This window comes from Trueperaceae bacterium (assembly GCA_019454765.1).
Taxonomy (GTDB): domain Bacteria; phylum Deinococcota; class Deinococci; order Deinococcales; family Trueperaceae; genus JAAYYF01.
Map to the genome: position 1 here is coordinate 10241 of JACFNR010000003.1, position 11919 is coordinate 22159.

Below are 11919 nucleotides of genomic sequence, written 5' to 3' on the forward strand. Positions count from 1 at the left end.
GGTCCGTCGCGGCGGCCGTGATCGGGGGCGCGCTCGCCCCTGACGAGCAGGGTGGTCACGTACGAGCGCCACAGGACCTGCCCCCCGAGGGCGCCGACGTGCGCCCGCCCGAACTCGCCCGTCGGAAGCACCATGAGGTCCACCCCCTGGTGGACCTGGTGGATGATGTGCTCCGTGACCTGCCCCTCGGCGCAGGTCGTCTCGACCGTCAGCCCGGCGGCGCGAAGCTCGTCGGCCACGCGCGCCAGCCCCTCCTCGGCCGCCACGCGCCTGGCGTGCCACTCGAGGGTGTCGATCGGGCCGGCGTCCGGGCCGCGCTCGGGCGGCTCCAGCACGCGCATGACGTGCACGTCGGCTCCGGCGAGCAGCGCCATGGCGCGCGCGTGCCTGACTGCCTCGGCATCGAGGCCGGTGCCGGTCAACGGAAGCAAGAGGTGGCGGAACATGAACCCTCCCCATGGATCGCGGGGCGCGCCCGAGGAGGACGGCGGTCGTCGTCGGCTGAAGGGCGGTCGGACGACGCGGACGCATGGGAACGAGCGAGCCGCGCTGATGCGAGTCTAGTCCGGGTTCCCGGCCAGACCCGCGCAGCGCTCACGGCGCGCCCTAGCTGCTAGGCGCCGCCGCTCCAGTCGAGGATCACTTTGCCCGAGCGACCGCTCCGCATGACGTCGAACGCCGCCTGGAAGTCGTCGGCCGCGAAGTGGTGCGTGATGACGGGCGTGACGTCCAGCCCGGCGCTGAGCAGGTTGCGCATCTTGTACCAGGTCTCGAACATCTGCCGCCCGTAGATCCCCTGGAGGGTGAGGCCCTTGAAGATGACCTGGTTCCAGTCGACGGCGAAGCCGGCGGCGGGGATGCCGAGGAGCGCGACCTTGCCACCGTGGATGATGGTCTCGAGGATCTGCGCGTAGGCGGCGGGGGCGCCCGACATCTCGAGGGCCACGTCGAACCCCTCCACCATGCCGAGGTCGGCCATGACGCGGCCCAGGTCGGCGTCCGGGGCGGACACGTCGACCCCCACCGTGGCGCCCATCCGTTCGGCGAGCGCGAGCCGGCTCGGGTTCACGTCGGTGATCACGATGTTCCTCGCCCCAACGAAGCGCGCGACCGCGGCAGCCATGAGCCCGATCGGGCCGGCACCGGTGATGAGCACGTCCTCCCCCACCAGGTCGAACATCAGCGCCGTGTGGACGGCGTTTCCGAGGGGGTCGAGGATGGCGCCCACGTCGTCTTGTATCGAGTCGGGGAGCTTGAAGGCGTTGAAGGCCGGCAGTACCAGGTAGTCGGCGAACGCGCCCTGACGCTGCACGCCGATGCCGATCGTGTTGCGGCACAGGTGGCGGCGCCCGGCGCGGCAGTTGCGGCAGTGACCGCAGGTGATGTGTCCCTCGCCGCTGACGCGGTCACCCACGGCGTAGCCGTCGACCTCCGAGCCCACCTCGGCCACCACCCCCACCCACTCGTGCCCCGTGATGAGGGGCACGGGCACGGTGCGCCGCGACCACTCGTCCCAGTTGTAGATGTGCACGTCGGTGCCGCACAGGCTGGTCTTGCTGATGCGCACGAGGAGGTCGTTGGGTCCCGGCGTGGGGACGGGGGCCTCGACGCGCCAGATGCCCTCGCGCGCCTCCAACTTGGAGAGCGCCCGCACGCTAGATGACCCCCAGCTCGCGGCCCGCCTGGGCGAAGGCCGCCACGGCGCCCCCCAGCTGCTCGCGGGTGTGGGCGGCCGACATCTGGGTCCGGATGCGCGCCTGCCCGCGCGGCACCACCGGGAAGGAGAAACCGACCACGTAGACGCCAAGCTCGAGCAGCCGCGCGGCCATGCGGCCGGCGAGGGCGGCGTCACCGATCATCACGGGGATGATGGGGTGCCCCTCACCGGCCAGGGTGAAGCCGGCGGCCGTCATGGCGGCGCGGAAGTAAGCGCTGTTGTCGCGCAGGCGCTCCCTGAGTTCGCGGCTCCCCTCGAGCAGCGTGAGGACCTCGAGCGACGCCGCCACCACGCTCGGGGCCAGCGAGTTCGAGAACAGGTAGGGGCGGCTCCGTTGCCTTAGCCACTCCACGATCTCCTTGCGACCGCTCGTGTAGCCGCCGGAGGCGCCCCCCAACGCCTTGCCGAGGGTGCCGGTCAGGATGTCGACGCGCCCCATGACACCCTTCGCCTCGTGCGAGCCGCGGCCGTGCTCGCCCGTGAAGCCGGTGGCGTGGCTGTCGTCGACCATCACGAGGGCGCCGAACTCGTCCGCCAGGTCGCAGATGGCGCCCAGGTCGGCGATGACGCCGTCCATCGAGAAGACGCCGTCCGTGACGATCAGCTTGTGGCGCGCGCCGGCGGCGTCCGCCGCCTCCAGCTGGCGCCTGAGGTCCGCCATGTCGTTGTTGGCGTAGCGGTAGCGCCGCGCCTTGGAGAGGCGCACGCCGTCGATGATGCTGGCGTGGTTGAGGGCATCGGAGACGATGGCGTCCTCCTCTCCCATGATCGCCTCGAACAGCCCGCCGTTGGCGTCGAAGCACGACGAGTAGAGGATCGTGTCGTCGGTGCCGAGGAAGGCGCTGAGGCGCGCCTCGAGCTCCTTGTGGATGTCCTGCGTGCCGCAGATGAAGCGCACGGACGCCACCCCGAAGCCGCGCTCCGCCAGGCCGCGCTGCGCCGCTTCGATCACGGCGGGGTGGTTGGCCAGGCCCAGGTAGTTGTTGGCGCAGAGGTTGAGGACCTCGCGCGTGGCGCCGTCCTCGCGCACCTCGACGAGGGCCTGCTGCTGCGAGGCGATGACGCGCTCGTCCTTGTAGAGGCCCTCGGCGCGCAGCCCCGCCAACTGCTCCGTCAGTCCCGCCAGGAAGGCGGCGCGGTCACTCGCCATACGGCACCCACACGTTCTTGACGCGCGTGGCGCGCCGCAGGAGTTCGCGCCCGCCGGCCTGGGCGTCGTCGTGCCAGTCGCGCTTCTTGCCGTGGTTGACCCAGGTGGCCTTCAGGTTCCCCACGCTCTCCCGCTCGACCATCGCCGCGCCGTCCGCCGACCCGAAGTACCACATGGCCTCCACGGCGTCGTGCTGCGCCAAGACCTTGGCGAGCTCGTCGCGCACGCCCGTCACGATGTTGATGGCGCCTCCCGGCACGTCGGACGTGTCGAACACCTGGTAGAGGTCGGTGGCGAGGAGCGGCCAGCGGGCGCTCGGCACCGCCACCACGCGGTTCCCCATGGCGAGGGCCGGGGCGACGAGCGACACGAAGGCGAGTAGCGGCGCCTCGTCTGGACAGACGACCGCCAGCACGTCGTAAGGCTCGTTCATGGCGAGCGTGACGTTGCGCATGGGGGTCGGATGCACGCGGCCGTCGTACTTGTCGGCGTACGCGGCGGCCGCGAAGAGGCGCTCGACGCTCCTGGCGACCTCGCGCGCCGCGGCTCGCCGCGAGGCGCCCGTGAGGCTCGTCAGGCGCTCCTCGAACTCGGGTGCCCGCACGCCGAGGTTCTCCGCCACGTAGTAGAGGACCTGCGCCCGCAGGTGCGCCGTTGCCTTGCCCCAGGCGCTCCCCTTCAGGGCGGCCTCGACCGCGTCGCGCACGTCCTTGCGGTTGCCGAGGGGGGCGTCCCCCACCCGCACGCCGGCGGCGCTGAGCACCGGGTAGACGTAGTTGCCGTCGGGGCGCTTCTGCTTGCCGCCCACGTAGAGCTTGGGGGTGCGGTCGATGCCGGCCGGGGAAGCGCCGTCCTGCAGGCCCGCCGTCACGTCGGCGGCGGGCGCGGGCGGCGCCACCTCGGCCGGGGCGTAAGGCTCGAGCGCGGCCTCGTACGTCGGGCGCAGGTACTCGAACATCCCCTCGCGCCCACCCTCGCGGCCGAAGCCGCTCTCGCGGTAACCGCCGAAGCCCGCGGCCGCGTCGAACTGGTTCGTGCAGTTGACCCAGACCACGCCGGCCTTGAGCTTGGGCGCCACGTCGAGGGCGAGGTTGACGTTCTCGGTCCACACGCTGGCCGCCAGGCCGTAGCGGGTGTCGTTGGCCAGTTCCACCGCCTCGGCCGGCGTCCTGAACGTCATGCTCACGATGACCGGCCCGAAGATCTCCTCCTGCGCGATGACCGCGGCGGGCGACACGTCTGTGAAGAGGGTGGGCGGGTAGTACCAGCCCTCCTCCGGCGCCGCCCAGCTCGGCTGGTAGCAGCGCGCCCCCTCCTCCCTGCCGATCCCGACCAGGCGCTCGATCTTCGAGAGCTGCACGGGCGCGATGATGGCGCCGATGTCGATGCCCTTGTCGAGGGGCGGGCCCTCGCGCAGCGTCTCCATGCGCGCGATCAGCTTGGCCTCGAGCCGGGGCGCGATGCTCTCCTGCACGAGGAGGCGGCTGCCGGCGCAGCAGACCTGCCCCTGGTTGAACCAGATGGCGTCCACCACGCCCTCGACCGCGCTGTCGATGTCGGCGTCCTCGAAGACGATGAAGGGCGACTTGCCGCCCAGCTCGAGCGACAGCTTCACGCCCCGCCCGGCGGTGGCCCGCCGGATGAGGCGACCGACCTCGGTGGAGCCGGTGAACGCCACCTTGTCTATCCCATCGGCGGCCACCAGGGCGGCGCCGGTGGCGCCGTCGCCCGTCACCACGTTGAAGACGCCGGCGGGCAGGCCCACCTCCGTGGCGAGCTCCGCGAAGAGGAGCGCGGTGAGGGGCGTGAACTCCGCCGGCTTGAGGACCACGGTGTTGCCCGCCGCCAGCGCCGGCGCCACCTTCCACGCCAGCATCAGTAGCGGGAAGTTCCACGGGATAATCTGCGCGCACACGCCAACGGGCCCGTAGCCGGGGAACTCTGCGTCCATCAGCTGGGCCCAGCCGGCGTGGTGGTAGAAGTGGCGCGCCACGAGCGGCACGTCGAGGTCGCGCGTCTCCCGGATGGGCTTGCCGTTGTCGAGCGTCTCGAGCACGGCGAGCAGGCGCGCGTGCTTCTGCACGTGCCGCGCCAGCGCGTAGAGGTAGCGGGCGCGGCCGTGCCCCCCGAGCGCCTGCCAGGCGGGCTGCGCGACGCGGGCAGCCTTGACGGCCTTGGCGACGTCGCGCTCGTCGCCCTGCGCCACCTGCGCCAACTCGCTCGCGTCGCCCGGGTTGTGGGTGGGGAACGTGGTCCCGGCGGCGGGCTTGACGTAGCGGCCGCCGATGTGATGCCCGAAGCGCCTGCCGTGGCGGTCCAGCCAGGCGCGCGCCACGTCGCCCGCCTCGGGGGCGGGGCCGTACTCCATCGTCTCGAAGATCTCCCTGACTGTCATGCCGACGGGCTCCTCCCGGGGCCGGCCGCGCCACCTCGCCGGCGCGCCTTACCGACTTGAACATGTGTGGCCGCAACGCGCAGGGCGCCGCGCCCACCGCGCGGCGGCGGCGCCACCTCTCGCCCCCTCATCCGAGCGGGTGCCGGTACGTGGCGGAGTAACGCCCCGTCACGTGGTGCTCGAGCTGGCGCTCGATGTCGGCCAGCAAGGAGCTGGCGCCCATGCGGAACAGGTCGGGCTCGAGCCAGCGGCGCCCGAGCTCCTCCTTCACGAGGATGAGCCAGGCCATGGCGTCCTTGGCGGTGCGCAGCCCACCGGCCGGCTTGAACCCGACGGCGTAACCGGTGCGTTCGTAGTACTCGCGGATGGCGCGCGTCATGACGAGGCTAACGGGCAGGGTGGCGTTCTCGACCTCCTTGCCCGTCGAGGTCTTGACGAAGTCGGCGCCAGCCATCATGGCCACGAGGCTGGCGCGGTGCACGTTGCGCAGCGTGCCCAGCTCGCCCGTCGCGAGGATCGCCTTCATGTGAGCTTGCCCGCACGCCTCCCGGAAGCGCCTGAGCTCGTCGTAGAGCGCCTCCCAGTCGTGCATGAGCGCGTGGCGGCGCGAGATGACGATGTCGATCTCCGTGGCGCCCGCCGCCACCGAGCGGCGCACCTCCTCGATGCGCGTCTCGAGGGGCGAGAGACCGGCCGGGAAGCCGGTCGACACGGCGGCGACTGGCACGCCGCTGCCGCGCAGCGCCGCGACCGCGGTGGGGACCATGTCGTGGTAGACGCAGACCGCACCGGTCGTGATGCGAACGTCGCCCATGCCGAGCGCCTCCAGCAGGTCCTGGCGCACCGGCCGCACTGCCTTGGCGCAGAGCCGCCGCACCCGGCCGGGGGTGTCGTCGCCCGAGAGGGTGGTCAGGTCGATGAGCGTGACGGCCTTGAGCAGCCACGCCGCCTGCCACTCCTTCTTGACGCTGCGCCTCGTGGCGAGGGTGGCGGCGCGGCGCTCCACGGCGCTGCGGTTGACCTGCACTCCCTCGACCCAGTCGAGCGTGAGCGCGGTGCCCTCGTTGCGGGGCAGCGGCTCGAACCCCGCCCGCGCCGCGGCGGAGGGCGCCGCTGGTGGCGGCGTTTCGTGCGGTGAGATGGTCATGCCCCACTCTCCTCGGGCCGCCTGGCGCGGCCGGGCGTCGGGAACGCCTCAGGGCGTCGAGCATACCGCGCGCGTGGCGCGCGGTCCCGGGTCGGCGCCACCCCGGGCCTCGCGGCCCTTGCCGCTATGATGGGGTCCACCGGCCCGCCCGGCGCGCCCGCTCACGGCGCGCCCGCTCACGGCGCGCCGGCCCCGGGCACGGCCGACGCCACGCGTCACGCTGGTGCGCCCCTGGAGGTCGACCATGCAACTCTCCCGCTTCCCCCGCCGCCGCTACACGGCGGGCCCCACGCCGCTCGAACCCCTGCCGCGCCTCAGCGCGCACCTCGGCGGTCCACGGCTCTGGATCAAGCGCGACGACCTGCTCGGCCTGGCGGCGGGCGGCAACAAGACGCGCAAGCTCGAGTTCCTCGTGGCCGACGCCCTGGAGCAGGGCGCCGACACGCTGGTGACCACGGGGGCGGTGCAGTCGAACCACTGCCGCCTGACGCTCGCCGCGGCCGTGAGGGAGGGGCTGTCGTGCCGGCTCGTGCTGGAGGAGCGGGTGCCCGCCAGCTACGACGAGAACGCGACCGGCAACAACTTCCTGTTCCGCCTGCTCGGGGCCGAGGCCATCACGGTCGTGCCTGCGGGCACGGACCTGGGGGCGGCCATGCAGGCGGTGGCCGCCGAGGTGGCGGCGGTCGGCCGCAAGGCGTACGTGATACCTGGCGGCGGGTCCAACGCCCGAGGCGCCCTCGGCTACGTCGCTTGCGCCCAAGAGCTCATGCAGCAGGCGTTCGACGCCGGCCTGGCGTTCTCGCACCTCGTCACGGCCAGCGGCAGCGGCGGCACCCACGCCGGGATCGTGGCGGGCCTCACCGGCACCAGCGCCGGCGTCAGCGTGACGGGGATCAGCGTGCGGGCGCCCAAGGCGCCGCAGGAGGAGAAGATCCTCGGCCTGGCGCGCGCCGCCGCCGAGCTCGCCGGCTCCCAGCGCGCGCCCACGGCCGCCGACGTCGTCGTGCTCGACGACTACGTGGGGGGCGGCTACTCCATCCCGACGGACGAGATGGTCGAGGCGGTGCAGCTCTTCGCGCGCCAAGACGGCGTCCTGCTCGACCCCGTCTACACCGGCAAGGCCGCCGCCGGGCTCGTCGACCTCGTGCGTCGCGGCGCCTTCGAGCGCGACGAGGACGTGGTGTTCCTCCACACCGGTGGCAGCCCGGCCCTCTACGCCTACCAGGACGTCCTCCTCGGCCGATGACGCGGCAGGGCGCCGCGCGGCGGCCCGTGCTTGGCATCCTGGGTGGCCTCGGACCGGCCGCCTCCGTGGACTTCTACGCCAAGCTGGTGGCGGCCACGCCGGCCGCCGGCGACCAGGACCACCTGCACCTGGTGCTCCTCTCCGACCCGCGCGTGCCCGACCGCAACGCCGGCGTGGCAGGCACGGGGCCGAGTCCGGGGCCTGGGCTGGCGGACATGGCCAGGCGCCTGGAGCTGGCGGGCGCGGAGGTCCTGTTCATGGTCTGCAACACGGCGCACGCCTTCGCTGACGAGGTCCGACGGGCCGTGGCGGCGCCCCTCGTCAGCATCGTCGACGAGGCGGTCGCCGCCACGCTGACCGCCGCGCCCGGAGCGGCGGCCGTGGGAGTGCTGGCGGCCGCCGGCGCGCAGGACGCCCGCCTCTACCCCAGCGCCTTCGCCGCGCGCGGCGTGACCGTCCTGGAACCGACCGGAGCCGACCGAGCCGCGTTCATGGCGCTCCTCTACCGCGTCAAGGGCGGCGACACGGGCCCGGACGTCAGGGCGGGCATGCTGGCGCTGGCGCGGACGCTGGTGGACGCGGGCGCGGAGGCGCTCGTGGCGGGCTGCACGGAGGTCCCGCTCGTGCTGGCGCGGGGCGACCTGGCGGCCGCGGGGCTGGAGGTGCCGCTGGTGGCGTCGACGGACGCGCTCGTGGCGGCCGCCGTCGCTATCGGCACGGGCATCAGGCCCGTGCCCCCGCCCCTCCGCCCGGGCGCCTAGTCACCGGGCCCGCGTGCTACTCTGGCCCACGCGCAGGCGTGGGTGCCGCGGGGGGCGGACGAGCGCGATCCCCCGTGGGGGCCGCCGGAACCGGTGGCCCGGCGGAGCCGCACCACGCCTGGACCGTCACCGTCGGAGGACACCACGTGAAAAGGCTAATCTCCACCCTAGTTGCACTCGTGTTGGGCGCCACGCTCTTCGTGGGCACGGCGCAGGCGCAGGGCGACGTCCCGTCCAAGCTCGTCATCGGCATGGTTCCGAGCCGCGAGGCCGGCGCCATCGTCGATAGCCTCGACCCGATCGCGGCGATGCTCTCCGAGCGCCTCCTCATCCCGGTCGAGACGTTCGTTGCCACCAACTTCGTCGGCCTCGTCGAGGCGGTCGGCACCGGTCGCGTCGACGTGGGGCTCTTCGGTCCCGCCGGCGTCGTGCAGGCCATCGACAACTACGGCGCGCAGGTGATCCTCGCCTCGGTGCGCCAGGGCGCAACCTCCTACCGCGCTCAGTTCAACGTGCGCTGCGACAGCGGCATCACGGAGTTCAGCCAGCTCAGGGGCAAGACGATCGCCTTCGTCGACCCCGGCTCCGCCTCCGGTTACCAGTTCCCGTACGTGACCCTGAAGAACACCTACGGCATCAACCCCGACACCGACATGACGGCCATCTTCGCGGGCTCGCACGACGCCGCGGCCCTCGCCGTCTACAACGGCGACGTGGACGTGTCGGTCACCTTCGGCGGCTCGCCCGGCTCCGACGGCCGCGAGACCATCGAGGCGGAACACCCCGACGTCAAGGACGTGGTGTGCATCCTCGGCTACTCCGACTACATCCCCAACGACGGCGCCGTGGCGCGCAAGGGCCTCGACCCCGAGCTCATCACGCAGATCCAGGACGCCATGATCGACATCGCCAACACGCCGGAGGGCAAGGAACTCACGAAGACGCTCTTCAACGTCACCGAGTTCGCCCGCGTCGACCCCTCCGCGTACGACATCGTGCGCGAGGTCTCCGCGACCTTCAAGCGCTGACCTGGTGCGGCGCCCGGGAACGCCGGGCACCGCACCGGACACCACGGCGGGCGGTGGGGGCTATCCCTCACCGCCCGCTTACGTGTAGCGTTGTCGTCGTCGTGAGTCGCATCAGCTTCGAAAACGTGGAGGTCGTCTACAAGACCGGCCTCAAGGCTCTCAAGGGCGTGACGCTAGAGATCCCAGAGGGCCAGTTCGTGGTCGTGGTCGGCCTGTCGGGTGCCGGGAAGTCGACCCTGATCCGCACCGTCAACAGCCTAGTCGTCCCCTCCAGCGGGCGCGTGGTGGTCGGTGACGTCGACGTGACGCGGGCGCGCGGCGCCGCCCTGCGCGCCGCCAGGTCCGACATCGGCATGATCTTCCAGACCTTCAACCTCGTCAAGCGTTCGAGCGTCATCCGCAACGTGCTGGCGGGCCGCCTCGGCGACCTACCGGCCTGGCGCGGCGTGGCCAGCGCCTTCCCGCGCGCCGACCGCGCCTACGCGCACGACTGCCTGGAGCGCGTGGGGATCCCGGAGAAGGCTTACGTCCGCGCCGACGCCCTGTCGGGCGGGCAGCAGCAGCGCGTCGGTATCGCCCGCGCCCTCGCCCAGCGCCCCTCGGTCATGCTGGCGGACGAGCCCGTCGCGAGCCTCGACCCGCCCACCTCGCACGCCGTCATGCGCGACCTCAAACGGATCGCGCGCGAGGACGGCATCACCACGGTTGTCAACCTTCACTTCATAGACATGGCGCGCGAGTACGCCGACCGCATCGTGGGGATGCGCGACGGACTGGTCGTGTTCGACGGCACGCCGGCCGAGGCGAGCGACGACGCCTTCGAGGAGATCTACGGTCGCCCCATCGACGACAAGGACCTGCGCGGTGCTTGACGCCGGCCTGCCGCGTCCGCCTCGCGCGGGCGCCATCAAGTCGTGGCTCACGCTGGCGGCCGTCGCCGCCCTGATCGGCCTGGCGCTGCGGCAGACCAACTTCAACCTGCCGGCCCTGTTCACGGGCGCCTACGACTTCTTCCGGTTCTTCGGCCGCATGGCGCCGGACCTCACGGCGCTGCCCCAGATCTGGGGACCGCTGCTGCAGACCATCCAGATCGCCTACGTCGCCACGGTGATCGGCAGCCTGATCGCCGTCCCCCTGATCTTCCTCGCCTCGGCGAACACCGCCGTCAACCCGGTCACCATGTGGGTGGCGCGGACGCTGTTGACGGTGCTCAGGAGCATCCCCGACCTGTTGTGGGCCGCCATCTTCGTGGCGGTCCTCGGCCTGGGCGCCCTCCCCGGCGTCGTGGCGCTGACCTTCTTCTCCGTCGGCGTCCTCGCCAAGCTCGGCTCCGAGACGGTGGAGGCCGTCGACCCCGGACCTCTCGAGGCGCTGCGCGCCGTGGGCGCCGGGCGCAACCGCACGATCGTCTTCGCCGTCATCCCGCAGATCGCGGCCACGATGGTCTCCTACATCCTCTACGTCTTCGAGATAAACGTGCGCGCCAGCGTCGTCATCGGCTTCGTCGGCGCCGGCGGCATCGGTGTGTTGCTGCAGACCTACATGGGCTTCTTCGACTACCCGGGGCTGGGCACGCTGATCGTGGTCGTGTTCGTCGTGGTGCTCGCCATCGACGGCTTCAGCGTCTGGGCGCGCTCGCGCCTCATCTGACATGGCCGGCGTCCGCACCACCCGCCCGCTACCGACCGACCTGCCCGCCGCGCCCGCGCACGTCAGGCGCAACCAGGCCCTGCTCGCCGCCGGGGCGGTCGCCCTGGCCGTGCTGTTCGTGATCACGCTCGTGACCATGGACCTGCCCCCCTGGTCGCGGGTGGAGCTCGGCATCAAGCGCAACGCCATGCCCCTGCTGCGCGGCCTGGTGCGTCCGGACACGCAGGTGTTCGGGCTCGCCTGGAAGTCGATGGTCGAGACGTTCTTCATGGCCATCCTCGGCACCGCCCTGGGCGCGGTGCTCGCCTTCCCGCTCTCCTTCCTCGCGGCCGGCAACCTCCTCGGCGGGACCCGCTGGGCGTTGCCCGGCAAGGGCCTGCTCGTCGCCGTGCGCACGTTCCCCGAGATCGTGCTGGCGGTCATCTTCGTGGCGGCCGCCGGTCCCGGGCCGACCGCCGGGATCATGGCCATGGGCATCCACTCCATCGGCTACTTGGGCAAGGTCTTCTCGGACGTGATCGAGGGGATCGATCGTGGGCCCATGGAGGCGATCACGGCCGCGGGCGGCAACAAGCTCCACGCGTTCCTGTACGCGGTGGTGCCCCAAGTACTGCCGGAGTTCCTCTCCAACGTCCTCTACCGCTTCGAGATCACCCTCCGCGCCGCGGCCGTGCTCGGCATGGTCGGCGCGGGCGGGATCGGCCTGCCGCTCATCCAGCGCCTGCAGTTCCGCCGCTGGGCCGAGGTGTCGATGTTGCTCCTGGTGATCGTCGCGTTCATCATCGTGGTCGACGCCGTCAGCTCGCGGATCAGGCGCCGCCTCGT

11 protein-coding genes are annotated in these 11919 nt (G+C 72.2%); 6 read left to right on the top strand and 5 right to left on the bottom strand.

Annotation, left to right across the window (positions count from 1 at the left end; genetic code table 11):
* From H3C53_01550 to deoC, 5 genes are all read right to left on the bottom strand, one after another.
* The coding region (locus H3C53_01550; protein ID MBW7915363.1) for a universal stress protein at positions 1-446 on the bottom strand (446 nt) is incomplete at its 3' end.
* A 167-nt stretch (positions 447-613) separates the two neighbouring features.
* Positions 614-1654, bottom strand: a complete 1041-nt coding sequence (tdh, locus tag H3C53_01555; protein ID MBW7915364.1) for an L-threonine 3-dehydrogenase — start codon at positions 1652-1654, stop codon at positions 614-616.
* Position 1655: 1 nt separating this feature from the next.
* On the bottom strand, positions 1656-2867 hold the full coding sequence (locus H3C53_01560) for a glycine C-acetyltransferase (GenBank protein ID MBW7915365.1): 1212 nt from the start codon (positions 2865-2867) through the stop codon (positions 1656-1658).
* A complete protein-coding gene (locus tag H3C53_01565) occupies positions 2857-5262 on the bottom strand; it encodes an aldehyde dehydrogenase family protein (protein ID MBW7915366.1) in 2406 nt (801 codons plus the stop codon). Before H3C53_01565 ends, H3C53_01560 begins: the two co-directional genes overlap by 11 nt.
* A 127-nt stretch (positions 5263-5389) precedes the next feature.
* Positions 5390-6409, bottom strand: a complete 1020-nt coding sequence (gene deoC / locus H3C53_01570) for a deoxyribose-phosphate aldolase (GenBank protein MBW7915367.1) — start codon at positions 6407-6409, stop codon at positions 5390-5392.
* 244 nt (positions 6410-6653) lie between these two features.
* Here deoC and H3C53_01575 point away from each other — a divergent pair, with 244 nt between their 5' ends.
* The 6 genes from H3C53_01575 to phnE (H3C53_01600) form a co-directional block, all read left to right on the top strand.
* Positions 6654-7655, top strand: a complete 1002-nt coding sequence (locus H3C53_01575) for a D-cysteine desulfhydrase (protein ID MBW7915368.1) — start codon at positions 6654-6656, stop codon at positions 7653-7655.
* The gene (locus H3C53_01580) at positions 7652-8416 is read left to right on the top strand and encodes an amino acid racemase (protein ID MBW7915369.1); all 765 of its coding nucleotides are present in this window, start codon (positions 7652-7654) and stop codon (positions 8414-8416) included. The genes H3C53_01575 and H3C53_01580 overlap by 4 nt, the downstream gene beginning before the upstream one ends.
* Positions 8417-8562: 146 nt before the next feature.
* Positions 8563-9444, top strand: coding sequence for a phosphate/phosphite/phosphonate ABC transporter substrate-binding protein (locus H3C53_01585; protein ID MBW7915370.1), 882 nt, complete (start codon positions 8563-8565; stop codon positions 9442-9444).
* Between the two features lie 110 nt (positions 9445-9554).
* Positions 9555-10316, top strand: a complete 762-nt coding sequence (gene phnC, locus H3C53_01590; protein MBW7915371.1) for a phosphonate ABC transporter ATP-binding protein — start codon at positions 9555-9557, stop codon at positions 10314-10316.
* Positions 10309-11094: a phosphonate ABC transporter, permease protein PhnE gene (gene phnE, locus H3C53_01595; protein MBW7915372.1), complete on the top strand. Its 786-nt coding sequence runs from the start codon at positions 10309-10311 to the stop codon at positions 11092-11094. The genes phnC and phnE (H3C53_01595) overlap by 8 nt, the downstream gene beginning before the upstream one ends.
* A 1-nt stretch (position 11095) precedes the next feature.
* A partial coding sequence (gene phnE / locus H3C53_01600) for a phosphonate ABC transporter, permease protein PhnE (GenBank protein MBW7915373.1) occupies positions 11096-11919 on the top strand: 824 nt, incomplete at its 3' end.